General features: G+C 59.0%; 19 protein-coding genes. 8 read left to right on the top strand and 11 right to left on the bottom strand.

Features of this window, described 5'->3' with window-relative positions; all coding sequences use genetic code 11:
* Positions 1–229: 229 nt before the first annotated feature.
* From Q3C01_RS23865 to Q3C01_RS23835, 7 genes are all read right to left on the bottom strand, one after another.
* Entirely contained in the window at positions 230–1,594 is a 1,365-nt protein-coding gene (locus Q3C01_RS23865) for a condensation domain-containing protein (RefSeq protein ID WP_458147745.1), read from the bottom strand.
* Between the two features lie 23 nt (positions 1,595–1,617).
* Complete coding sequence (locus Q3C01_RS23860; RefSeq protein WP_458147744.1) at positions 1,618–2,865, bottom strand: MFS transporter; 1,248 nt, start codon at positions 2,863–2,865, stop codon at positions 1,618–1,620.
* The gene (locus Q3C01_RS23855; protein WP_458147743.1) at positions 2,862–3,803 is read right to left on the bottom strand and encodes a sulfotransferase family protein; all 942 of its coding nucleotides are present in this window, start codon (positions 3,801–3,803) and stop codon (positions 2,862–2,864) included. The genes Q3C01_RS23860 and Q3C01_RS23855 overlap by 4 nt, the downstream gene beginning before the upstream one ends.
* Positions 3,804–3,832: 29 nt before the next feature.
* Positions 3,833–5,143: an aminotransferase class III-fold pyridoxal phosphate-dependent enzyme gene (locus Q3C01_RS23850; RefSeq protein ID WP_458147742.1), complete on the bottom strand. Its 1,311-nt coding sequence runs from the start codon at positions 5,141–5,143 to the stop codon at positions 3,833–3,835.
* Positions 5,144–5,169: 26 nt separating this feature from the next.
* Positions 5,170–6,687 carry a GMC oxidoreductase gene (locus tag Q3C01_RS23845; protein ID WP_458147741.1) on the bottom strand — a complete coding sequence of 506 codons (1,518 nt, stop codon included), beginning with the start codon at positions 6,685–6,687 and terminating at the stop codon, positions 5,170–5,172.
* Between the two features lie 1,224 nt (positions 6,688–7,911).
* Positions 7,912–8,391 carry a GNAT family N-acetyltransferase gene (locus tag Q3C01_RS23840; protein WP_458147740.1) on the bottom strand — a complete coding sequence of 160 codons (480 nt, stop codon included), beginning with the start codon at positions 8,389–8,391 and terminating at the stop codon, positions 7,912–7,914.
* Between the two features lie 579 nt (positions 8,392–8,970).
* Positions 8,971–9,810 (bottom strand): radical SAM/SPASM domain-containing protein, encoded by an 840-nt coding sequence (locus Q3C01_RS23835; protein WP_458147739.1) that lies wholly within the window; start codon positions 9,808–9,810, stop codon positions 8,971–8,973.
* Positions 9,811–10,788: 978 nt separating this feature from the next.
* Here Q3C01_RS23835 and Q3C01_RS23830 point away from each other — a divergent pair.
* The 4 genes from Q3C01_RS23830 to Q3C01_RS23815 all read left to right on the top strand — a co-directional run bounded on the left by Q3C01_RS23830 (position 10,789) and on the right by Q3C01_RS23815 (position 14,433).
* Positions 10,789–10,959 (top strand): hypothetical protein, encoded by a 171-nt coding sequence (locus Q3C01_RS23830; RefSeq protein WP_458147738.1) that lies wholly within the window; start codon positions 10,789–10,791, stop codon positions 10,957–10,959.
* Positions 10,960–11,210: 251 nt separating this feature from the next.
* Positions 11,211–12,668, top strand: coding sequence for a coproporphyrinogen-III oxidase family protein (locus Q3C01_RS23825; protein WP_458147737.1), 1,458 nt, complete (start codon positions 11,211–11,213; stop codon positions 12,666–12,668).
* Between the two features lie 9 nt (positions 12,669–12,677).
* The gene (locus Q3C01_RS23820) at positions 12,678–13,874 is read left to right on the top strand and encodes a hypothetical protein (protein ID WP_458147736.1); all 1,197 of its coding nucleotides are present in this window, start codon (positions 12,678–12,680) and stop codon (positions 13,872–13,874) included.
* Positions 13,875–13,887: 13 nt separating this feature from the next.
* Complete coding sequence (locus tag Q3C01_RS23815) at positions 13,888–14,433, top strand: GNAT family N-acetyltransferase (RefSeq protein WP_458147735.1); 546 nt, start codon at positions 13,888–13,890, stop codon at positions 14,431–14,433.
* A gap of 164 nt (positions 14,434–14,597) precedes the next feature.
* Here the strand turns inward: Q3C01_RS23815 and Q3C01_RS23810 are convergent, their stop codons facing one another.
* Both Q3C01_RS23810 and Q3C01_RS23805 read right to left on the bottom strand, forming a co-directional pair.
* Positions 14,598–14,969: a DUF930 domain-containing protein gene (locus Q3C01_RS23810; RefSeq protein ID WP_458147734.1), complete on the bottom strand. Its 372-nt coding sequence runs from the start codon at positions 14,967–14,969 to the stop codon at positions 14,598–14,600.
* A 397-nt stretch (positions 14,970–15,366) separates the two neighbouring features.
* The gene (locus tag Q3C01_RS23805) at positions 15,367–16,752 is read right to left on the bottom strand and encodes an FAD/NAD(P)-binding protein (RefSeq protein WP_458147788.1); all 1,386 of its coding nucleotides are present in this window, start codon (positions 16,750–16,752) and stop codon (positions 15,367–15,369) included.
* 319 nt (positions 16,753–17,071) lie between these two features.
* Here Q3C01_RS23805 and Q3C01_RS23800 point away from each other — a divergent pair, with 319 nt between their 5' ends.
* On the top strand, positions 17,072–17,911 hold the full coding sequence (locus tag Q3C01_RS23800; protein ID WP_458147733.1) for a DUF938 domain-containing protein: 840 nt from the start codon (positions 17,072–17,074) through the stop codon (positions 17,909–17,911).
* Between the two features lie 62 nt (positions 17,912–17,973).
* Here the strand turns inward: Q3C01_RS23800 and cysN are convergent, their stop codons facing one another.
* On the bottom strand, positions 17,974–19,866 hold the full coding sequence (gene cysN, locus Q3C01_RS23795; RefSeq protein WP_458147732.1) for a sulfate adenylyltransferase subunit CysN: 1,893 nt from the start codon (positions 19,864–19,866) through the stop codon (positions 17,974–17,976).
* Positions 19,866–20,801, bottom strand: a complete 936-nt coding sequence (cysD, locus tag Q3C01_RS23790) for a sulfate adenylyltransferase subunit CysD (RefSeq protein ID WP_458147731.1) — start codon at positions 20,799–20,801, stop codon at positions 19,866–19,868. Before cysD ends, cysN begins: the two co-directional genes overlap by 1 nt.
* Positions 20,802–21,297: 496 nt before the next feature.
* Here cysD and Q3C01_RS23785 point away from each other — a divergent pair, with 496 nt between their 5' ends.
* From Q3C01_RS23785 to Q3C01_RS23775, 3 genes are all read left to right on the top strand, one after another.
* Positions 21,298–21,441, top strand: a complete 144-nt coding sequence (locus Q3C01_RS23785; protein ID WP_458147730.1) for a hypothetical protein — start codon at positions 21,298–21,300, stop codon at positions 21,439–21,441.
* A gap of 896 nt (positions 21,442–22,337) precedes the next feature.
* On the top strand, positions 22,338–24,140 hold the full coding sequence (locus tag Q3C01_RS23780) for an ABC transporter ATP-binding protein (RefSeq protein WP_458147729.1): 1,803 nt from the start codon (positions 22,338–22,340) through the stop codon (positions 24,138–24,140).
* A 147-nt stretch (positions 24,141–24,287) separates the two neighbouring features.
* Positions 24,288–24,506, top strand: coding sequence for a hypothetical protein (locus Q3C01_RS23775; protein WP_458147728.1), 219 nt, complete (start codon positions 24,288–24,290; stop codon positions 24,504–24,506).
* Positions 24,507–25,288: the final 782 nt, after the last annotated feature.

The following is a 25,288-nucleotide window of genomic DNA, read 5'->3' as shown; positions in this document are numbered from 1 at the left end:
GGCTGCATCGCTAAGTGCGTTGCCCGCGCTGCATGCCTACCGTCACGGTGATGGGGGCGGGGACCCGGCACCGGCCAACGTCATGGGTCGATGTCGCGCTGAGCGATCGTGCTGAACGGTCTCTTCGCGACGGCGCACATCACTCCAACGCAGCTACGGTTGGATGACCCTAGGACACTTGTTTTTCGATCGGCAAAACTGAGAGTTTTCTTGTCTGCCGATAGCCAAATCAGTCGTCCACCACGACCGGCCGCGTTAATGCGCCGCTGATCCCGTTGGCCAGCGTCGCGACTTCGGCGAAATAGCGGTCCACCGCGCTGCGCGCGGTCGGCGTGCCGGGGTGACGGATATTCAAGCAGATTCCATCGTGCGACCGGCTGACCCACAGATACACCTCGTGCGGGTCGCTGCTGCGGCTTATCAGAAATCTCGTTCGCCAGCGCGTCCAGCAATCCGATCCGGGCACCACCCGATCGTCCATATAGGAGACCATGAAGCGATCGCGCAATGCAGCGCCTAGCATTTCCATCGCTTTGGAAAAAGGCACCTGCGCGGTTTCCTTGGCCCGCCTCAGTTCGTGCCTAACGGAGCGTAGTAGATCTGGGAACGTGTCGGACACTGGGAAGCTTACCGGGCTCATCCCAACATACCACCCAACCGAGTTCTTCCAACGCGTGGCGTTTCGCGTGTGAAAGGGAGCGACGGTGTAGAATTTCTTTTGGTTGCCCAGCGCTTTCCCGGCCAAGGCCAGGCACGCAAACACGCCTGCCGTCGTATGTCCGCCTTGGGCGCGGCACGCCCGATCGAACCTCACTGCGCTTTCCGCGTCAAATAGCCAGATCCGTCTGGTTTGCTGCAAGGCACCGTCGCCCAGTGCACCGAGTGGGACTGGAAAATCGGGCAGTTGACCGCCGGTGGCCGCAATCAGCTCGCGCCAGTGTCCGATCGCCGGATGCCCATCGGTCAGATCGCTCACACGGGCGCGCTCGGAGACGGCGTACTCCAGATAGCTGTGTGCCCGGGCCAGCCGTGGGGCCTCGCCCCGAATCTTCGCGGAGTAGAGTTCCCCGATCTCGTAGGGTACCGAGGCCATTGAGTAGGCGTCCGTCACCGAGTGGTCAGAGGCGATGATGAGAGTGGTGCATCCGGGCCGGCTGATTGTTACGAAGACATACGGCGGCCAGCTCAGCGGTTTCGTTTCGGTGTCGAACACTTCTTCCAGCGTCCAGGCTAATTTGTCCGGATCGGCGTAGTCACCGAGTTCGACCAAATCGAGTGCTGCCACGCCCGGTCTGACCGTCGCGAGGTGGATCGCGCTGCCGTCCTTGTCGAAGCGGCAGCGTAGTGCCTCGTGCCGGTCGACCCATCCAAGGATCGCTGAGCTCAGTGCTGTCGTATCGACCTCGCCCGACCATTCAAACGCGACGCCCAGCCAGGCTGGCCGGCCATTCTCGAAACAGCGAAGGTGTTCCTCCTGAACATAGGACGGCCGACGTGGGTCGGGGCGCCATCTGGCAGCATCGGGCACGCTGATGCGCCACAAGGTTAGCCGGCCCGGCCACAGCTCGAGGTCCCGGAGCTCGTTAATCTCCATACACAGTCCTGCCAGCCAGTACGTCAGGGATGCAAGTTGTGGGTCTGGCGCAGGGGTGATCGCCAGATCCACAGCACGGAGGCCGCGCTCAGCGCGCTGCTGGCCACTAGGGCAGTCCGCAGGCCAGGTCCGGCGCCGACCGCACCGCCAAGCAGCGCGCCTACCGGCGCTAGCCCCCACACCAGGCTGCGGATGCTCGCGTTGACGCGGCCCAGCACCCGAGGCGGAGCCAGCGCATATCGAACGAAGACTTGGTGTACGTTGTAGATCTCTTGACCAAACGACAGCACGAACTGGGACAGCGCCACGCAAACGACTGCCGCCGGCCACGGCTGCGTGAGCAGTGCTGCCAGAGTCATGCCTGCGCCGCTAAGCGCCAAGGCAACCATCAACACAGGCCCAAGGCCTATCGCGCGGCCGGCCCATGCTGCGGTGGCCGCGCCCCCAATACCACCCAGTGCGCCGATGCTGAGAACTACGCCCGTGGTCCAACCGTCCAAACCAAGGTGTTGGGTCAGATAAAGCAGAAAAACCGCAGAGTAAGCGTTGTAGCAGAAGATGAAGCTGCCGGTCGCAAATGTAACCGCCCGCAGAATTGGGTTGCCAAACACGGTCGTCAGTCCTTCCGCGATCTGACCGATGACTGAGCTCGATCCAGTTATGGGCGGTTCGGCCTTGCGTGCCGGCACCAGCGGCAGCAAGAGGGTGGCCAGCACGAACGAGGCCGAGTCGGCGAGTATAGCGGTTGGCGCGGAGAACGTGGTGACCAGCCAGCCTGCCAGGAATGGACCGACGGTCACCACGCAAGATCTGCTGAGTTGCCAGGAGCTCTGGGCTCTGACGAGTAGAGCACGATCCACGACGGTGGGCACGCACGCCAGATAGGCAACTTCGCCGATTACCGCAGCCGTCCCGACAAGCGTGGTTGCCATATACAGTTGGATCATTCCGAGCCAGCCAAGATGGGCGAGCAGCGGAATGGTCGCGAGCGTTACTGCCATCACTAAGTTGGCAGTCAACAGGATGCATCGGTGCGGCAGGCGGTCCACGATCACTCCCGCGAGCAGTCCAATGACGAGGTATGGAGCCCGGCCGCAGGCGAGCAGCAACCCGGTCTGCGCCGGACCCGCTCCCAGGAGAGTGATCGCCGTCAGCGGTAGGGCTAGCAGCGTCACTTCGGATCCCAATTCCGACACAGTGCGCCCGACGAGCAGCCCTAAGTAGCCGCGCGGTAATCCGCGAGATGGGGTGGAGATCTCGGTGGGATTCATGCGTCGATGGCCGGGCTCGAGGTCGACAGATAGCCCAATCGGGCCAATTCGCCGCCGGCGATTCGCTCGAATTCCGCGACCTCGTTAAGTGTCAGATCCTGCCTGTACCGGCCAAGCCGGCCTGCGTGCAGCGGTTTACCCGCGGACTCGGCTGCCGGATGGCCGCGCGGCCTTTCGAACAGCGCGTGCTCATGTTCGGCGTGCCGGAGCACGGCTTCATCCCAGGGGAGGTGCAGGTGATCCAAGATCTGCATAAGGCTGGGGCGAGGGCTGCTCACCAAATCCTCATAGCGGACCTCGAGATAGCGCTCCGGCGGTGCGAGGAGATGCGGCTGAGATACGACTTCAAGCCATCCCTGCGCGGCCTCTGCCACGGTCCGATAACCCCAGTCTGGCACAGATTTCAAATGCGAGGCGGCAAGGTCCCGACCGTCCCGTACGATGTGCACGAAATGCGCATCGGGCCATAACTGGGCGAAAACGTCGATTTGGGTGATCTTGCGCTGCAGCTTTAGTCCCCAGCGCTTGGCCCCTGTTCGTGCCTTGCAGAACTCACCGATCTCGTCGATCAGCCTGCATCTGTCGGCGAACGAAATGATATCGCCCGCTGTCTCGTCCATCACCTCAGTGACAAGCTTGCGCACGTCATCGTAGTCCAGGCCGAACCGCCGGCATTGCACCACGAAGTGCGCGCCGTCATACCAGAACGGGTCGATCGCACTTTTGGCGGTGCCGGTGACCCGGGGATCGTTAGCTGCGAGCAGGTCGGTCGCTTCCAGAATGTGCGGCCCGAGGTTCGGCGGTTCTAGGAAGTCGATCTCCGGCCCGACCACCAGATCGGCATGCGAGTCCAGCACGACGCTCAGCAATGTTGTGCCGGAGCGGTTCTCGCCACCGAGCAGCACCGGCGAGGTGGAGAACGGGTCGGCCTTGGGCATGGGAGTGTCCGCTGCTCGACTGCTGGTGTTCATGGCTGGCTCGGAGCGGTGAACCACCGCCGGACGGTGTCCGGCGTGGCGATGAAGTGATCACCTGCGAACCGCACCGCAGCGGCGATCGGATCCGGATTGTCGCAAGTAGCCTCTACCCGGGCCAGTGCCGCTGTCAGAGCCCGTCCGGCGGCTTCAATCGCACCTCGCACGTCGGCATCGGACAGCGCTGCGGACGGCATGAAACGGCCGCCGTACTGCATGAGGAAGCCGCGCGACCACATCTCCTGAAAGAATGTGTGACCAAGATCAGCGTTGGCAAACACGACGTCGAACATGGTCGGCCATGCGAACGCGCGCGCCTGAACTTGCTGGCGGGCGAAGACCTGGTTGAGGCCATTGATGAGGTCCTCGCCAACCTGGCGCATCCGGGCGAGCGCGGTGCCGTCGCGCAGCGCATCGAGGGTGCTGAGGGCAGCGGCGAACGGAGTGATCTCGCGTTGATAGGTGTTGCCCATGTACGTCTTTTCGGCGGCGGCAATCACGTCTGCCCGACCGACTACCGCCGACAATGCCATGCCGTTGGCCAGTCCCTTGCTGAGTGTGATCAGGTCGGGCGCAAGCCCGATCGCGGTGTGATAACCGCCGAGGCCGTAGCGGAATCCCGTCATCACCTCATCCAGGATGAGCAGAGCACCGTATTGGTGCACGAGATGCTGCAATTCCCGGTGATATTCGTCCGGGAAGAAGTTGACCTCGGGGGTGATGATCACGGCAGCGACGGGCTGCCCTTTGATCAGTCTCTTGAGCAGGTCAAGGTCGTAATGGAAGTCGATACTGTCCAGGTCCCGGTCGGGTAGGCCCATTCCGGGGCGGTCCTGTAAATGCCAGTCGTGCCAACCGTGGTATCCGCTGGTAAGCACCAGGTTCAAACCGGTATGCGCGCGAGCAAGGCGGACCGCAGCAGTCGTGGCGCAGGAGCCAGTGCGGAAAAATATCGAGCGTTGCGCGAGGGGGAATATCTCCGCCAGCCGCTCGGCCACCTCGATCCGATGCACGGACAACGGTCCGGGCAGGATGCCGCCGCTGCGGCGCATTTCTGCAATCACATGATCGACGACCGGTTGATATCCAGCTCCAAGCGGCGCGGCCCCGCTACAGGAGGTGAGATCGACGTATTGCCTTCCGTCGATATCAAAGACGTGCGCACCTGAGGCACGGCTCATGACGAGGGGAAAACGCCGATCGAGATCCCATTTCTCCGACGCAGTGATCCGCAACGCGCGGCGCAGTGCGGATTCGTGCGTATCCGTCGCGGCCAACGTGCCATGGGGTATGCTGGTGAACATCAACAATGCTCCGGTCGTCGCGGCTGTCAGGCCAGCTGCGTGAGGATTCTCCGAGCGATCCGCAGCGCGTTCGCCTGAATGGTGAAGGTCGGGTTGACGCCGCCGGGATACGGGAAGAACCCGCCGTCCGCGACATAGAGATTGTCGATATCGTGCACGCGACCCCAGCGGTCGACCACGGATTCCTTTGGATCAACCCCCGCTCGACAGCCGCCATGCAGATGACTGCTACCGAACTGATAGTTGGAATCCTTGTAATCGATCTCTTTCACGCCTGCCGCGGTCAGCAAGTCCGATGCGCGTCGGGACAAATAGCCGAGACGGCGCCTGTCCAGCGGATGGGTGCAGTATTCAAGAATGATGTTGGGCAGACCGAGCGGATCGCGACTGTTGGCCAGTCGAACGGCGTTGCTGCGCATGGGTTGATCGGCCGCCAGGAAATGCACTCTCAGCGGTACCTGTCCCTCGCGGACTGCCCGATCTGCGGGACTTGCTTCGTAAATAAGCCCGCCGAGGCCAGAGGGCGCATCACTGTCGAGATAGTGATCCGTCATCGCAACAGTGGAGAACGGCCCACCGGACGAATGCAGGGGCAGCCTATTCATTGTGATGGTCCCAGAGACGTAGCCACTGATCTTGAAACAGATGCCCCTGCCGACCATGCCCGTGGCGTTGCCGATGCCGTTGGGTGCCGCTCGCTGCGTGGACCGCAGCAGCAAGGCGGCGGATTGAATCGCGTTGCCAGCGAGCACCATGCAGCGGGCATGCACCCGAGCGCGTTGCCGGGTGACGGTGTCCAACCATTCGACCGTATCGGCGCGGCTGACGCTGCCAAGTTCGATATGCACAGCTTTGCTGCCGGAGCTGACCGACAGGGCGCCGGGTGGCAGGCAAACGTCGGTGAATGGTGAGTGCGCATCGGCACGCGCGCCGCTTGCACAGGGGTGTTCGTTGCACGGGCCGCACCGGTCACACGCCGGCCGGCCGCGGTAGGGGACCGAGTTGACCGCCAGCGGGGTCGGGAACGGCTGCCGGCCTAGGCGCCCGCCCGCAGTGGCGATCAATCTGCCCTGCAAGCTATATCTGTGCGGTGGCAGTACAGCGGGATCACTGGGCGGTTCGAATGGATCCGCGCCAGCTAGCCGAGCGACCCCGATCCGCTGCTCGAGCTCCTCGTAGTAGGGGCGTAGTTCGCCGTAATCGATAGGCCAGACCGGGTTGAGCGCGTCGGGCGCGACATGCGCTCGCGCGTCAAAATCGACCTTGCGATATCGGAAGGCGATCCCGGCGTACAACGTCATTCCGCCGCCGAGCGCCGACACGGTCCAGGGACGGCCGAGCGGCTTCAATGTACCGGCCGAAGAGCGCACCAGGGCAGCGTCGTCGATACCGTTTTTGACCGTCGACAGTGAGGCGTCGGCAGGAAGCTTCAAGCCTGCTTCGAGGACGTGTACCCGGAATCCGTTTCTGGCGATCTCGTGAGCGACGATCGAGCCACTGGCACCACTGCCGACTACACATACGTCAACGGCGTTGGACGTCATTGTCCTACCTGTGGCAAGGGACATCGGCCATGCGTCATGGCGAGCTGTCCATTAATGGGCAAGTCAAGACGGCTATGAGATCTGCCACTGCCAATATTGAACGTGCGGCTGATCAGACCGTCGCGACCCACTTGAAACTCGTACAATGTGACGCTCCGTACGATTCAAGTGCTTTGCCGCATGAAAACGATGAAGATCCGCTGAAGCAGCGAGTATTTGAATACCGAGACATAAGAAGACCGGCGCTCCCTTAAACACCTGGCGGTGTGTACGGATGGAGCTCAGGCTACGAGTGGCGCTGAAATATATCCGCCCCCCTGAATACCGCTTAGCTATTGGCGCGCCTGTTAGGCGCTCGCGGCGGCGTTCCAGAGGTAAAGCGCGCCCCTGTGTTGACGCGTGAAGGGCCATTGTCGATGAGAGTAACGCGATGGCGGGCGTGCCATGATCATACGGACGATTCTTGCGACCCGTGGACTCGAAAATTAAGGCGAGCGTCACCTTTTGAGCTCGAGCGGGTCCACAGGAGCTTCATTCGCAGGCGATGCGCGCGGGGAGGGGCGCGTAGAAGCCATTCAACGATAAGCCGCGCTACTGGAGTCATTAGTGACGCAACTCGTGCTCTTCTGAGGGAGACCGGGCGTAGCGGTCAGATGAGGTTCTTCGTCCGGGTTATTATGACGTCATAGTGGTCCTGATGGAGGTGCACATGAAACAATTCTCGAAATCGACTTGCGCGAAAAAGCGCGGCTATGGTCCTGTGCAAGAGCACGAATGCCGCGCCCGCCCTCAAACGGCCGCTGAATCGCAACGAGCGCCGAGGGGCACTGGCATATCATCTTAAGGATCGCACCATGCGATGTTCAGCCGCACTCTTCGAGAAGGTGAGCTTAAGTTTGGCCGTGAAGGAGTGAAGGGCGCTTAGCCCGGCCTGCAGGTTGCGGCACACCTACCTCTGCTTCCCGCTGACGGAGGGCGGGACCATCGACATGTTGGAAAGAATTGTCGAGCCAGTCTGGAGACGATCGGAAATTTCTAGGCTTCACATATCAGGACGTGCTGGACGCCGGCGCCATTAATGTTCCGAAAAAGCGAGAAGCCACCCACGAAGGAGATCGATAAAATGCGAAAAAAGGGCGAGCTTGCGAAGCCACGTTAGTCAAAGTCGCACCTCGGCTGACGGCAACGCTCTTTTGGTGCTGGGATAACGGCTTCCCGGAAATGTCATTCCAGTTCAAGAACCATATACTTTGCCCGACCATCATAGCTTGTGAGTTTGTGGTTCAGATCTTGATCATCCAGCGTTCGGAAACCCTGCCTCTCCCAGAACTTGCTTGAATTGTTGACAGCCACCAGCGAGAGGTTGCGAAACCGGGCCTTTTTCGCGCGTCTGATCAGTTTGAGCACGACCTCGGAAGCCGCACCATGACTGCGGGCCCCGGCTAGCAACGCGATGTCATGAATATAGTAGGTTGACGCAGGCTCGGGGACGGCGCCCAACAGCACATTCAGAGCGATCGGCTTCTTGAAGTGCCAGGGGTGGCTGACGACGTAGCCGGCCAGGCCATCCCGCGCGCGCTCAAGCATGAAACATCCGTCAGGGTATAGCTCCAGCCGTTCCGAGAAGACCGCCTCATCCTCAGGGTAGTTGAGGTGGACGCGATCTGCGATGGCCTTAACCTTAGGAAGATCGTCTGGCTCCATTCCTCGCCATGGCATGCAAAAGTGCTTTCAATGAATTTCCTAACTATATGGACAACCACTAGCACCGAATTGTTGCGAAGGACAGACGCGGATCGGGCGCTAAGCCGCTCAAGCTTGTCGCGCTTGTCGTGGGCCGAAACGCCTTGTCCGCGCGACTTCACCCTACAGCAGGCGGGAGATGCTATACGGGGCTGCCATCAGGGCCGGGAGGATCTCCCGGCGATGGATGGGCGGCTTTCCGAAGCATGTTTGGCTCCAGGAAGGAAACGTCTGCTAGCCCGGACGTGGTGGCTAAGCGGGCATCAGATATCGGCATCCGTGTTCCGCCGATTTGATGTAGCGGCAGCAGGATCGTCAGCTACATCCCGCAGCCTGAGGTCCAACTAAGCCAATATCCATCCAATTTGCGTGCATTGCATCGGCGTCTTCACGTCTAAGCGCGCTACTATGGATCGGTGTTGGCCTGGCCGGGATCGGTTTCGATGACCTTGGCTCCGGCCGTTACGCCTGTCGGTCTCGATGCGCTCAAGGAAGCGGGGTGCGGTTACTATCTGATCTGCTTGTACGGTACGCTACAAATCAGCAGCCCGACGCTGTTGATCCAGCAGATTCACACGTCCGGCAAAGGAGAAATCCGCTCTTTCCGTTCATGCGATCGACAACTTCGCAAAAGGCCGGCCCTTCGAAAAGATCTTCATATTCGTCCCGCAGAAGATTGCCTAAGACGTGGCGTCGCTCAAAATCCATGCAGCAGAGCGTAACGTCGCCGTTTGGGAGAAGAAGATTACGGTAGTGTCGTTCGTCAGCACATCTCAGTGCTCCGACGATTGGCTGTCGTTGCTCAACGATTCGAGGATCGGCGCATCCCGCGCTGCCGCCTGGCGGACGAGAGCGAATGAGCGCTTTATCGGGGATTATCTTATCAAGTTCCGGATGAACCTCGCCCGTGACTGTGAATAAAATCGATGGAATGTCTGCGTCGACCAGTTGGCGGATCAAATCGATATACTTGTCCGTGACGAGGCGGCTATTCATATACGTGCCGTCATCGAAGACATGCACGAGGAAAACCCGGTAGTGCAGCGCTTGCAAGCGTCGTAGATCCCGTCCGTTCATTCCTACTAGCGTCGTGGAAATTCGGATGCCATGGCCAGTTTCGTAAGCATGCTCAACCATTTCGGTGCAATCCCGATTGAGCCACGGCTCGGAGTAACCGGAAAAGCTGATATCGACAGCTGCTGGTACGCGCGCCAGGCATCTTTTGAAGTCCTCGAGACGAAGACGCTTTGCATCGGATACGGCTCTTTGCCGGATGGCGAACTTGTCCTGCGGACAATAAGAACACTCGACGAAGCAGCCAACGGTTGTCGTGACTTCCAAGACCCTGCCGTCGGGGTTTGCGGAATATGAGTTGTTCACTTTGTGGCCCTCTCAGCAGTCTGGCTAAAGAAGCGCAACGAAGGGACCGTCACTTGACGGGCCTGATGCATTCAATCGTGCATCTTCGAATGGGGCATAAGCGCGACACAGCGGGGCTATTTGCAGTCGGATCGAGGTTGTCGCCGCGGGTCCCCGCGCACTGATGGCAAACTGAAATCTCGCCAAGTCTGAGAATCGTCACGGGTTTAGCGTGGACAAATTCGCGTGATATATGCCGTACAATATGACGCAACGTACGATTCAAGATCTCTCGAAACAAAGCAGAAATCGAAAGTGCGCTCGATCCATCAAGCCTGACGGCTTCGCCGTGGGTCGGGCGCTCGACAACGATGAAAGACCCCGGCGTGGGCGATCGCGTTTTCTGGATTGAGACTTAAGCCTGGTGCAGAACGAGGGCGACCTTTGCTGGTAGCGAGATGTCATGCAAAGACTATCAGCACGCCGCAATTGCATAACTCGCTCGCATGATGAGGTGCTTCGTCGAAACTTTGATCTTTTGCTGCAATGGTGGTGCGACTAGCCGTCGCATGATCCAATCACGAATCTATCATTGCGGGGGCGTCAGTCCAACCAATCGGCACAGCCTCGGCGAGGTCCCGGCGGTTTATCGAAAGAACTGTGGTCGTGGCCCGATCCATGTTTGCGGGACGGCTCGGACGCATCCACGGGCGAAAGCGGACAATTTGGGACCGGTGCTCTCTGCAAAAGACGAGTTCACGCTCATCAAGCACAGTTACTCTAACAAACCCTCTGCAATTTGTCTTTGTGACGTCTCGTTATGAGCGTGACCGCTCGCGGAGCGGGTGAATGTGATTATACGCCGCGCGCGAACCCGGTTGCCAGGCCCACTAGCGCCAGGCGGGCGCCAACGGGCGGCTTCTCGCGGTACCGAATCAGCCGATGACTGATGGAGCATAACGTCGTCTCCTTCTTTGCCCTTGCGATAGGACGGAGCGAATGAAGATCATCGACCAGAAGCGGAAGAAGATCACCTACAAGAGAAGATTATTTCAGGTCGCAATTTCGCTGTTCTGGACAATTCTCGAGCAAGCGTCCGAGACCGCGTTGAGGGGGACCGTCATCACCGATATTTCCGTGCTGTCGCGTTTCAAGTGTGTTCGGCTTTAGACGCTTATGTCCAGAACCAAACGCTAGGGGAAAGTCTGTGGCGATGCGGTTCGAAGGAGATAGGTTTTGTTCTACTTCAAGCAAGCTTCGTAGGACGTTTTTGATGGCACGCCAATTGCTGACACGGAGAAGGATGAGCAACGCGTGTGCTCTCACTGTCCAGGATGTCAAATGAGTGTGTCCAATGTTTAAGTCAATGCGATGGACGCTGCACTGTTAAGCGCGGCCCCGCCGGAGGTCCGCTGCGAACCATGGAGTTTGCGATCGACCGCTCGTACGACATCAACCTCGACATGCTGAGGGCGCGAAAACTACACCTTGACACCTATAACGATTACCTTGTCGGCACATATCCACCTCTCAAAGCAATGGGTGAGCTGAATGCCGAGAGGTTATTGGGCGAGATTACCTCGTCAATCGATCTCTATTTTCACATCCCCTTCTGCAATCAGTATTGCACCTTTTGTCACTTCGCCAAGGAGATCAATCCACGTCCCGGGCGAGTGGAACGTTACCTGGCGGCTCTGGATAAGGAAATGAGTTGGTCGGACGCGGCGCTTGCCGGCCGGTCTATCGAAACAGCTTTCTTTGGCGGCGGCACCCCATCAATGCTGACCAACGAGCAACTCAAAACGCTGTTTGACATGATCAAGCAGCGCTTTGACCTATCGAAGTCCGAAGTCAGCTTCGAATTGCATCCCTCTCTTGCAAAGCAGCTGGACGCCGCAGATCGCATATCCACTCTGCTCCAAGGGGGCGTAAACCGCTTCGTGCTGGGTGTTCAAAGCCTTGATCAAAACATCTTGCGGATTTTGAACCGCGGCCACGGTGTGGACGAGGTGAGAGAGCTCGTACAGTTGCTGAATAAGATGGGCGTTCAGAATCTATCCCTGGACCTCATCTATGGCCTGCCGCAGCAAACGCTCCGCAGTTGGTATGACTCGCTCATCGGACTATTGGACATGGGCGCGGAGAAGTTCAACATATTCCCATTGTTGTTCAAATCGACGGACCCCATAGCTCGCCATTTGAGCAGAGGGCGATACCAGTTCGCTGGGGCGAAGGAGCGCATCATCATGCATTTCATGGCGGAGCACATCCTCACGAGACTTGGCTATCGCCATGGCCCGATCTTCTACTGGACCAAGAAGTCGCAGCCGCACTCCGTTCAGCAGAGCCGCAAATACGATTCCTGGAACGACAACAATCTGGTCCCGTTTGGGGTTGGCGGATTTGGCTACATGAGTCAGTGCCAGTTCTATAATGAGGCAGATTTAGCTCGCTACTTGCAGAGGGTCGAGCGTGGCGAGAAGCCGGTGTGGAAAGGTATCGTCCTGTCGCAAGACGACCTGATCCGCAGAACGGTGATGCTGGCGTTGCGAAGTAGCGGCGTGTCGCTCTTTCGTTTCGAGAAGGAGTTTGGCGTGTCCATGGAACAATACTTCCGCCGCGAGCTCAAAAAACTAAATGAGGCGGGGCTCATCAGCATTTCTAACGAAGGCGTGCTGACGTTAACCACCGCCGGGATCATCAATTCGGGCGCGGTATCGCTGCAGTTTTTCTCCAACAATGTGCTCGAGCGAGCCGCGCGCACCGACAGCAGGATCTTAGACAAACGAAGTGATCTTATCGAGAAGCACGACTATTCACCGGCCGCCCGATATGGGGCGACCGCCGAGATGCAAGCTGTTTTTAACCAAGGCCGGTGAGTGTGCGCTGTGGCCACCCCTATTTCCTCTTCCGCCCAAGAACTGCCACGCACCGGCGCGCAAGACATGTTTTCTCATGAGACCGATAGCATCGATCGCGGCCACCAGCAGCGACCGATGGGGCGATTGAGCAATTTTGTCGTCGATGAGCTGCCACACAGTATTGTAGAGATCAAATGCAGTGAGCGGCCGGATGAAGCGGTTAGGGCCCTCGGTCGCAGTGTCGGCGCGATCATGGCGGCCTCGGACTACGATACGCTGTTGCGCCGGCTACCTCAGTCCGATTTCGAGGTCGCCAAGACAGACATCCAATATCTCACCAATTGTGCTTATCACGTGTCTGCGATGGCGGGCCTCCATCGTGCGGACGCCGAATTGACGATTGGGGAACCGCTAAGCCAACTTGCCCGCTTAACCCGCGAGCGGCAGCCTGGCATTGAGGTCCTCTCCTATGATGATATGATATTGACGAATCCGGTCCAGAACGATCCGCGGGTATACTGCCTTGGAGCAGCCGGGGTCGAGGAACGAGACTTCTGCTTAGGCCATCAACTCATCGAAAGCGAATTGCAGTCGGCGATCGACGCACTCCTTAAGTTGCGCGATGTGGCTGACGCGGATGCGCGTCAATGTCTTGCGCTGTGCGTGGATCGACTTGAGGCAGCGAATCAAATCTTAGTGCGCTTTTATGAACAAATGTCGCCGGATCTGTTTGGCCAATTCCGGGTCTTTTACGGAAAAAATCCTTACAAAGATACGCTCGGCCCAAGCGGCAGATTTTCGGCCCGCATTGTGGCTGTCTCAGTGCTGCTGATCGGCGAAGAGCTTTTCCTTCAGAAGCCGCAATTCTACAGGGATGTCTATCGGCTGTCCCTGTACTATCCGCAAGCGTACATTCATGAAGTATTCCGCTGGTTGGTGCCAGACAAGGCCAGCGCGTTGCTCAAGCCTGCGTGGCTAGAAGGAAAAGAGGAGTTTCCTAGATCTGCGACCATTTCGCCTGTCATAGAACAGGGCAACGGTGATATCCAAAAGCTGCGCGCCTCCTGTGTTCGTGCGCTGGATCGGTTTACCCTGATGCACCATACGACAGCTCTCAAATATACGGTCGAGCCCGGCCGACCAGTCGTCGGAGTTGAGGCATCCGAAAGCATTGACGCAGTCCTTTTGCAGCGACTGTTGACGACGGCGCGTCAGTCAACTTGAGGGCGCTATCTGCGTGGGCAAAAAGCCAATGATGGGAGAGGCGCTAGTCTCCGACGCCATTCGGCAGCGGATGTCGATGTCTCAGGGCGAGGTGATCTTTCGTCGGTTCGAGCCAGGGGATGCCGATGATGTCTGGCATTTGCATAGAGCCGCATCGGAGGATGGTGGTGCGCGCGGCCCGGAAGGGGCGTGGGAGGATGATTTACGCAATATAAGCGAAGTGTACATCAGGTCGGGCGGCGACTTCTTGACTGCCCATATTGGTTCCCAGCTCGTCGCCATGGGGGGATTGAAGCCTGTCGATTCCGATGTGGTAGAGCTGAAGCGTATGCGCGTCGATCCGGCCCTTCGAAGACGAGGGCTTGGAAGGAGCCTCCTTCATGAATTGGAATCGAGAGCCACAGCTCTCGGGTTCAAACGGGTAGTGCTCGATACGACGACGATCCAAGTCGGGGCGCAAAAACTTTATGAGACCGCTGGCTATGTTCGGCGCAGGGAGGGGATTCTGCACGGATATGCGGTGATCTTCTATGAGAAGCGGCTGACTGACCAGGATTAGGTCTCTTGTCTCGACAAAGTGAGCTTGTGAGGCTGGAATGATCCATTCCAGCGCTGTAGGGCTGCTCACTGACGGGCTGAAACAACGTAAGCTGCTGCCCTTCTGGCGCTTTTAGTTTCGCCGCGTTCTCTCTTGGTGGGCTCGCGCCCTATGATTTTGTGGTCTTAAGGTACCAAATAGTGATGATCCCACTCGGGCCTAGGCACTGGCGATCCGAGGGTATAGCTGAATGATCGAATTGTGAGGCCGTCGTCGCTCGTTTCGCAACGATACGCAACGTGGTACCACATGCCGCGGCTTCGCAACGCGGCGCCGTTGGCGGCTATGGCATGCCCGCTAATGATCGGATCCGCGAACGCATAGGCGACGAATTCATCCGGCCGAAAGCCCTGATGCTCGCGGCCGATCGCTCCCATCGCGCGTGCATCACAGCGCTGCTCAAGTCGCGTTTCGGGAGAAAGCGTCAACATCTGCTCTTCGGTAGACTTGGCCGCATGGGCAATCCGAGGCAGGACGAGAAGGATCAGGTAGGCCAAGAAGAGGGGGCATCTCATCATTGAACTTTGCTATGGCGGTCAAGAGTGGGGTCAAGGGTGGTCACATCATTGCAACGGCGTGCTGCCTGCAGGAAAATTCGTGCCACGGTTACGAATCTCTGTGTCCGCCGAATCTTTGAAGGCGCCTCCATACAATGCTTGTGTTCGGCAACATTACGGCTGTTCCTGACGGACTTGAACATCTTGGCAGATTCGGGAGAACCGGGTGCCCCGTTGTGTAGACAGCCGTTCAAGCAGAGCAGTTCAGGCAACACCTGAGTAAACGGGCAGCTCTCGGGCAACTCGTGCTCGAGGCTCCCGATCAGGTTCGAAGCAATAGTTTCCGCTTTGTGATCGGTACGGAAGCTGCCCGTCTTTATTCCGCGCTTAAGACCGGTCAGGCGCTTTCATGATGCGTTTGATGCTCGCCGGCGGTATGGACTAGGAGGGCTGCCAGTGCCGCACATTGGTTGCGAATGTCGGGTATCGCGTTGATCTCCCAAAAAGCCGCGCGCGTGAGCGGACCCACCGCGAAGAGGTGGCGCGAAGCCGCGCCAGTGCGGCTGATGACCGCACAATTTCGGTCGGTCTCGATGCCAATGCAGAGCGGATCGACACGACAAAGACCACGGTCAAACAAGCTGCGTACTGCCGGATTGAGCGTAGCGCGGGGATCTTTGACGATGCCGGTGCAATCGACGACCGCGCCAACCTGGAGGTCAAGGGAGGTGGCGTTGCCCCGCCGGCGGTACTTGACTCTCGCGCCGGTATTGCTGGGCTCGATGCTGATCACCTTTGCTGCCATGAGGGCAAGCTGACCTCGTTCAAGCGCCTCGGTAACGCGTGCTTCGACTTCCGGGGCCATCCGATGCCGATGCACGTCCCACCAAGCGCGCGCGTGTTCCAGAAAGCGGCGTTTCGAGACTTGCGGAAGGTCATGCCACAGCCGCTGGGTATAGGGTCGAAGGCCGTCGATGACGCTGCGCCAGTCGCCGCCTTGGGCCGCATTCCGCTCTATGTGGTCGCGAAGCCAGCGCAGCAGGTGATTAATGCTGGCGCCAAAAGGAACGTCCGCCTCCTCAATTCGCAAAGCATCGATGTGGCGGTGAGGTTTTGCGAGCAGACCGCGCCGTGACATCGCGATGATCGGCCCGCGATGGCCGTCGCGCAGCAACGACAGGACGTAATCGACCATGGTAAGCCCCGTGCCCAGGATCAGTACGGTTGCATCGGTGTCGATGTGAGCGGCCGACGGTGGTGCCCAGGGGTTCGCATGGGCTGGCGGGTTAGCTCTCGGATCATGTCCGGTTGCGAGAATGACGGTGTCGGCCATGAGGAAGCGGCCATCATCCAGCTTGACCCATATGCCGGTCGGGCTCTCGTCGATATCGACGCAAGTCGCGTGCAGGATCGACAGACGCCGCGCGTCCATCGGACGAGACGTCTGCTGATCGAGTAAACTCGCCATATAGTCGCCATAGATGCGTCGTGGCACGAAACAATAGGGATCGGGGCACAGCGACGTGTCCGCGTTATGCGAGTTCAGCCAGCGCCAGAAGTGATCTGGTTGGTCGGGCAGCGCGCTCATATTCGACGCGCGTACGTTGAGCAGGTGATCGGGATTGCCCGTGTGATAGGCAATACCGCGTCCGATATCGGGACGCTGCTCGATCAGCGTGACGCGCAGACCGCTGGTCGGTCGCTGCAGCAATTGATAGGTCAGCAGGACGCCGCTGGCGCCCCCGCCGACGATGATCACGTGCCGCTCGTTTGAAGTCGTCATGCCACCACTCTTCCAATCAAGGGACCGGATCAGATGTTCGGGAGCCCGCAACTTGGGTAACTTTGAAATCATGGGCGCGCGCTGGTCTCTTTCGTAGCGAAGTCGTTTTCCAGGCAAGCTCGGAGAGAGAAATCCATTTCGTGTGAACCATGTAGCCCAAGACATTCTACGTTCGACCTTGCGAAAAGCGTCCTGAACGCCTCACCGAGCTTCTCCGCTGCCGTGACCGTTGCCTTTCACGATCATGTCAACGGCGCGAACGAAAATGACACGAACTTGGTCAAGCCGATCACGCGTCCGGGTCAAGCGCTTCGCTCAGATGATTACCTTCCCTTCATTGCCGGATCCGCGACGATTTGGGGCCGCAAAGTGGAAAGGTGAGTTTGCCGTCGGGCGAGCGACCGACTTCGCCGTGTCGACCGCGCCGAGACTGGGCGCAGGCCTCCTGGCTAACCTGATCGATTTTTATCGCGCCGCTACCGAAGACCTCTTGCTGCAGTGGAATACCCGAATGTCCGGCCCAAGACCCGATATCGATCCGCATCCGCTCAGCCCTTATGTCGCCTGGGCGGGCAATCGCGACAAGCATCCGATCCTAAAGACGTTCGAAGGCATCTTTCCGACGAAAGGTGACGTGCTTGCGCTGGCGACAGGTGCTGGATTGCATATCAACGACTTCGCGCCTCATTTTCTGAACATTCGGTTTCAGCCCTCCGGCGACGATCGAGACGTCTTTGTTTCCATCAAAAGACAGGGCGCCGGAGCCAGCAACAAGAACGTTGCTGATCCCATTCTCATTGATCTCACCGTCCCCGCGACCTGGCCAAGCGCCGATGAGCGGCTTTACGACGTCATCTTTGCCATCAATATCTTCCAGGTTGCACCCGTCTCGATCGCCGATGGCGTCGCTGCGCTTGGCGCAAAACTCCTGAAGCCGTCTGGCTTCGTCGCCATCTATGGTCCCTTCAAACTTGACGGGAAATACACCGCGCCATCGAACCGGGCCTTCGACAGGGAGATCCGGGCGGCCGGTGTGCCAGAATGGCGCCTCAAAGACGTGCGGGACCTTCAGAGAGCGGGCAGAAAGCATGGATTGGCGCTCGAACAGCAATTCAACCTACCAGCCAACAATTTCGTTCTGCTCTTCAGCAGATCCTGAAGGGTATGGCGCGGCCAGTCCTTAAAACTTTCCTACGCCGGCGCGTTGTGCAATCAATTCGGCTATCTCAAAGCGACGATCCCTCGCGCCACGAGGCAGTTTAGCACCGTATCGGCCAATTGCTCAGGTCGCCCGTCCAGTGTCTTCAAATGAACCTCGGGCGCTTGCGGCGCTTCGTACGGGGCATCGATACCAGTAAAGTCCTTGATCTTGCCTGACCTTGCCTTGGAATAAAGACCCTTTGGATCGCGCCGGACGCATTCGTCTATTGGCGTATCTACGAAGACCTCGAGGAATTCGCTGATACCGACGAGCTTGCGCACCATGTCTCGGTCGGCCTTGTGGGGCGAGATGAACGAGCAGATGACGATCAAGCCGCTTTCGAGCATCAATTTGGCCACCTCACCAGCACGTCGGATGTTCTCGACGCGATCGGGTTCGGTGAACCCAAGATCGCAATTGAGGCCGTGACGAAGGTTGTCGCCGTCCAGCAGCATCGTGTGGTGCGACATCGCGTACAGCTTCTGATCGACGATATTGGCAATCGTCGACTTGCCGGCGCCGGAAAGCCCGGTGAACCAGATGATGCATGGCTTTTGATGCTTGAGTGCGGCACGCTCCTGCTTGCCGATCGCCAGCGGTTGGCAGGCGATGTTGCTCGCGCGACGGAGCGGGAAATCGATCATTCCCGCACCGACCGTCCGGTTGGTGTAGCGATCGATCACGATGAAAGACCCGGTGCGCCGATTCTCATGGTAGGGATCAAAGCTCACAGGCAGAGCGGTCGCGACGTGACAGAAGCCGATCTCGTTGAGACCCAGAGTGGTCGCCGGAAGAGGAGGCTCACCGGTGTTGACGTCGATCTTGTATTTGATGCGCGTGACGTTGCCGGAGGCAATCGATTGGGTGCCAATCCGAAATGCATAGGAGCGGCCCGGCACCATTGGCTCATCATCCATCCAGATGAGATGAGCGGCAAACTGATCGGCGACCGCAGGGCGCTGCGTGGAACCTGCCAAGACATCGCCGCGGCTGACATCGATCTCATCTTCGAGTGTGATCGTTACCGCATCGCCAGCTTCTGCAACCGCAAGATCACCATCATAGGTCACAATCCGCTTCACACGCGAGCTGCGGCCGGAAGCCGCCACGACGATCTCATCGCCAACCGCGATGCCTCCCGAGGCGATCGTGCCGGCATATCCTCGGAAATCCAGATCGGGCCGGTTCACCCACTGTACCGGAAAGCGGAAGGGCAGATCGGTCGTTTCGGACTGAATTTCAATGGTCTCGAGATAATCCAGCAGCGACTGGCCGTGATACCAATTGGTGTTGCCGGATAGGTAGGTGATATTGTCACCGTATCTGGCGGAAATCGGCAAAGGTACGATCGACTTGAAGCCGAGCGCTGAAGCAAAGGCGACATAGTCGCGCACGATGCCGTCGAAGACATCCTTCCGGTAATCAACGAGGTCGATTTTGTTGACGGCCACGAGGACGTGCCGGATGCCCAATAGCGCGCAGATGAATGAGTGGCGTCTGGTCTGCACCAAAACGCCCTTGCGCGCATCGATCAGAATGATGGCGAGCTGCGCATTGGATGCGCCGGTCGCCATATTACGGGTATATTGTTCGTGGCCCGGCGTGTCGGCGACCACAAAGGATCGGCGCGGCGTGGAGAAGAACCGATAGGCGACGTCAATGGTAATCCCTTGCTCGCGTTCAGCTTCGAGGCCGTCGACCAGCAGAGCAAGGTCAATGTCCTCGCCCGTCGTGCCGTGCTTGGCGCTGTCGCGCGCGAGCGCCTGTAGCTGGTCCTCATAGATCATCTTGCTGTCATGCAGGAGGCGTCCGATCAGCGTCGATTTGCCGTCGTCGACCGAGCCGCAGGTGATGAACCGCAGTTGATCTTTGCGAACGGCCTCACTGAGGTGGCACACAGCGTCCGTATCCATCAAAAGTATCCTTCCCGCTTCTTCTTCTCCATCGACGCCACCTCATCCGTGTCGATCAGACGCCCCTGGCGTTCCGACACTTTCGCAAGGCGCATTTCGGCTACGATGTCCTCGATGGTCGCGGCCTCCGACTCGATTGCGCCGCTCAGGGGGTAGCAGCCGAGGGTACGGAAGCGGATCGTACGCATCTCGGGGGCTTCGTTTGGCTGGAGCGACAGGCGCTCGTCGTCCATCATGATCAGAGCGCCGTTCCGATGTACCACAGGTCGCGGTTTCGCAAGGTAGAGGGGGACGACGTGGAGTCTTTCGAACATGATGTATTCCCAGATGTCGAGCTCCGTCCAATTCGACATCGCGAACACCCTCATCGTTTCACCTTGCCGGATGCGGGTGTTGAACAGATTCCAAAGTTCAGGCCGCTGGTTGCGCGGATCCCATGCATGTCCTGCTGAGCGGAATGAAAATATGCGCTCCTTGGCACGGCTTTTCTCTTCGTCCCGCCGCGCGCCGCCGAAAGCCGCGTCGAATCCGTGTAAGTCGAGCGCCTGCTTGAGCGCCTCGGTCTTCATGATCTGCGTATGCAACGTGGAACCGGAGTCGATCGGATTGATACCGCGGGTGATGCCTTCCTTGTTAACGTGGACGATCAGATCGGCCCCGACGCGCCTGGCTGTCTCGTCACGAAAGCTGATCATTTCGCGGAATTTCCAGGTCGTATCGATATGCATCAGCGGGAAGGGCAGCTTCGCCGGATAGAATGCTTTTACCGCAAGGTGCAGCATGACGCTGGAATCCTTGCCGATCGAATAGAGCATCACCGGCTTTTTGAATTCGGCGACAACTTCGCGCATGATTTCGATCGACTCGGCCTCCAGCCGCCGCAAATGCCGGGGCAGCGTATGTGTTTTGAATCCGGTCATATCCTGCGCGTTCATTTTGAACATCCTCGCGAAATGCCCCTCGCTACCCAGCCACCTTGCGGTATTCATGCCGTCTCTGAGGGCTCGACTATGTGATAAGTGATCGCCCTGCCGGCTAGCGAGAAGGATCGCGTGCCCCGCCGCGATATCCAATCCATGGTCGGTCCAAGTGGGATGGACGAGACGTTGGCTTCACCCTCGCCACGGGCATAGATTTCTGGAGCGAGGCCGCGGCTGTAGATGGGAGACTGACTGACGTCAATTCATTCCTTGGTTGCTGCCTCAACATACGCTGGTTTATCGTGTCGCAAAGCCCTTGCGGGTGGGACCGGCGCAGCGCGATCGGGCCGTGTTGCTCAAGGGCAGGATCATCCTGCACACATTTCGGGCTCGCAGGCGCCGTTGCCACCAATATAGAGTTGGTGCAGAGCCACTGAAAACCGCGCCTACAAACGGGGTGCCGTGTCCATGATGACATACTCGTCGTAGCTTTCTCGCCCGGAAACCTACCATGCTGCTCAATGGCTGGCGTTTTTCCTACCCGGCAGTAGGCGAGTTGGGGAAATCGATTCTTTGGATGGAACGCATTCACATCGCCGATCGTGACGATGCGCTCCTGACGGCTTGGTCTCAATCTCCCGATCCAATACTCTGATGATCGAACACAGTCCCATGGCGGCTGCCCCGGCGGCTGGCGCGCGTTGATTTAGGTGATTTGCATCGGCACGCTGTTCTACACGGCTCACGTGATGGCAGACCTCTTCTACTGACTAGCAAACCCACCTGATGGTCGCTCAACCCGCTGTCGTGAGTAGTTGGTTCTTAAAAATCAAACTCTCGATCGCCATTTGGGAGATTTGGTCTGCAGGTCGTCAATCTGGTAGATCTCTATGGCGCTGGCGCCCGGTATCTCCGCGCCGCCAAGCAATGTCCGGCGGAGGCCCAATTTCATATCTTTCCAGTCAGCTTTGCCCAACGGGCTAGCCACGCATAGGCGTGACTACGCCTTGCGCCCAAGTCAACTACCAGCCTTGGGAATTGATTGAGAAGACGGACACTGGCACTGCATGAGCGTCCCGCCTGTCTTTGGGATTCCACATCAATCTGGCCACGCCGCACCTTGTGGGTGCGCTGACTTCTCGCCTGCAGTTCTGACATGCGATCTTTTCTTTTCCTGGAACGCCATGATGGGCTCTCTTTATGCGCGCCGACCGCTCACATGCAGGGAAGGTTAAAGCAAGCCGGGCGTCATTGTCGTGCAAGGCTTTCGAAGGAGATCCTCCTCGGACAAGATGCTAGCATAAGCGAATTCGTAAAGGGCCAGATACAGGATGAGGGCCTGATACTGTATGAGCGGAGACCGTCACATAAGACCGCCAGGCTTCCACGAGAAGCTATGGAGCGGAGTTCGAGCGGCCTGAAGAGTTGGCATCGAGTGCTTCGCTTAGTCAAGGAATGCCGACAGAGCGCCGGTGTTCGATCGCAATCGTGTAACGCGGAGCTCAGTTTAGATCGCGCCGATTTGTACGCTGGCAACGGCCGGATTGCGGCATGACCGTTCTAGCTGACAAACGTCCTATCGCGATCCGAGCGGTGCTTCCGTTCGTTTTCCGCCACTGGCTGAACCAGCCCTATCGCGCCGTCCTTGTACCGGTGGGGTTCCTCGGGTCAACGGTGGCCGACCTGTTCATGCCGGTCTACTCCGGCCATCTAGTCGACGCATTGACGTTAGGCCCTTACAACCAGGCGGCGCGGCATGCGGCGCTCACCGCCTTCGGCGGCATCGTCGCGCTCGGCCTCGTTTCGATGATCCTGCGCCTCATAGGACTGCACACAATCGCTCCGTTCACGCTTCAGACGATGGCGGACGTGGCCAGCGATACGTTTATGCGCGTCCAGCGGTCCTCAACTGATTGGCACGCCAACTCTTTTGCCGGTTCGAGCGTGCGGAAGATTACGCGCGGCATGTCGGCCCTCGACCTGCTCAACACGACCATCCTGATGTCTCTGTTGCCGTCCCTGACGATACTGGTCGGTTCGATGATCCTGCTCGGGCTGCATTGGTCTGCGCTGGGCGGCGTGGTCGCGATTGGTGCGGCGATCTATGTTGTGGTGACGCTGACATTCTCGGTCCGCTATATCGCGCCTGCCGCACGAGTCTCCAACGCCTGGGACACCAAAGTCGGCGGCACGCTAGCCGATGCGCTGACTTGCAATGCGGTGGTGAAATCGTTCGGCGCGGAGGCGCGCGAGGATGTTCAGTTCGCCCGCATCCTCAACCGCTGGCGAACGCGGCTGCGGCGAACCTGGCTGTGCTACAATTACGCCGCGATGGCTCAGCACTCGCTGCTATTGTTCCTGCGAGCGTCGGTGATCGGCGGCGCGGTGCTGCTCTGGATGGCGGGGCTCGCCTCGCCGGGCGACGTTACCTATGTGCTGACTAGCTACTACGTTATTCACGCGTATCTGCGCGAGGTTGGCATATACATCAACAACCTCCAGCGTTCAGTCGACGACATGGAGGAGCTGGTTGCGATCCATGATGAGCCGATCGGGATTGCGGACGCGCCGGATGCAAGTCCTATTGCCATCGACGGGGGTGAGATCGTATTCGACGATGTCACCTTCCGGTATGGGGGCGAGGGCGTGCTGCTCTATGACGGGCTATCGGTCAAAATCAGCGCCGGCGAGCGGGTTGGTCTGGTCGGCCGCTCCGGCTCCGGAAAGACGACCTTCGTCAAGCTGGTGCAACGGCTCCATGACGTGACGGGTGGCCGCATTCTGCTCGACGGTCAAGACATCGCTTCTGCCACGCAGCAATCGCTCCGCAGCCAGATAGCCGTCGTGCAGCAGGAACCGATCCTGTTCCACCGTTCGCTCGCCGAGAACATCGCCTATGGCCGGCCCGGAGCCGATATTGGGGCGATCGAGCGGGCGGCACGGCTGGCCAATGCGCACGAGTTCATTCTGCGTCTCCGCAGGGGGTACGGTACGCTGGTCGGTGAGCGCGGTGTCAAGCTCTCAGGCGGTGAGCGGCAGCGCGTCGCGCTGGCGCGCGCCTTCTTAGCGGATGCGCCGGTGCTGATTCTGGACGAGGCAACCTCAAGCCTCGACTCGGAATCGGAAGCCCTCATCCAAGAAGCGATGGAGCGGCTGATGAAGGGCCGCACTTCGATTGTGATTGCACATCGGCTGTCGACGGTGCGCAGCCTCGACCGCATCCTGGTGTTTGATGGTGGCGTAATCGCCGAGCAGGGTACGCATGCCGCTCTGACTAAGCGGCCCGGCGGGATCTATCGGCGGCTGTTGGAGAGCCAAAGTACCGAGTTCGGCCGGATGTCTGCGGCCGGCTAGCGAGAAGCTACTGAGAACTGGAGTCAGCATGCAGCGACACGGCAACAAGCGGCCTGTGCGTGCAAGTGAGGCCGCCTCGGGGCTGTTGACATCCGCACGGGCCGCTTCCGCCAATTGCCGCCCGCGTCCTTGAAAGCGCCGATAGAGTTGGCCGTCAACATGGTTGAAAATCCCGCAAAATACCCATTCCGCGCTGAAATCCGTCGCCACTTTCCGGACCATTGCATTAATCGATATGAACAAGTGGGTATTGTGCAGCGGCAAACGGATGGGCGTTATCTTGAGCCGAGGCATACCGAAGGCGACGTGCTGCCATGGCGTTCTGAAGCCAGAGAGCTGCGGCTGCAATCGGCGCAAGTCGAGTGACGCTGACGCTGAAGCGCTACGTGCTGAATTCGTTCGTCGTATTCTTCCTCCCGCGACGAACATTACTGGCCGCCCCACATCTGGGGCGGCCTTTTTTCGTCCGCGACTAAGCTCTTCGATCCGCGGACCGCGTTATCACATGCATTCCAGCCGCATATGGCGACGAGGACGCTGGGAACGGCACCACTTGATTGTACTTGATGGAAGAAGTTGGCCTTTTGGCGTAGCACCGCGTCTTGGAGATGACCACTTCTACCCCACCATTGCGAACGAAGCAGACGCCGCCAGCGGATGGACCGGGGTTACCCAGCCCCAAACTGGTTGAACGTCACCTTCGGCCTCCAATCACATGATGCTTCGGCCTGACCGGTTCTGGCTCACGGACAGGGCCCTCCGGATACGATGTAACGGGCAACGGATGCGAAAGCCCACGAGCGTAGTGGGTCGACCTTTGGTCGGCGCCACGCGCAGCGCAGACTCGCTAGCTTCGACGTGGCGGCGGGGAAAAGTCGAGCGACTCCTACCGCACGAACCCGCCGTCCCTTTCTTTAGCTACGCCAGACTACGCTTCTGATTTTCGGCGATTGAAACGAGCAGCCGTCCTGCCCTTTGTGCATCCGTGGGGCAATCACGGTCATTTCAAGCCGATTTTCGACGCTCAGCCATGGGCGTGCTGGACCTTTTCTGTATCCGGGAGGAGAGCCGAGCATGGGCTTCCACGCAGCGCTCGACCAGTCGACGGGGCCGAATTTGGAAAAAGCTGACGCGGTCGACGGGGCAGG

This window comes from Bradyrhizobium sp. UFLA05-109 (assembly GCF_054185165.1).
Note: the sequence above shows the minus strand (reverse complement) of the source record. Positions and strands in the feature narration are given on the sequence as shown.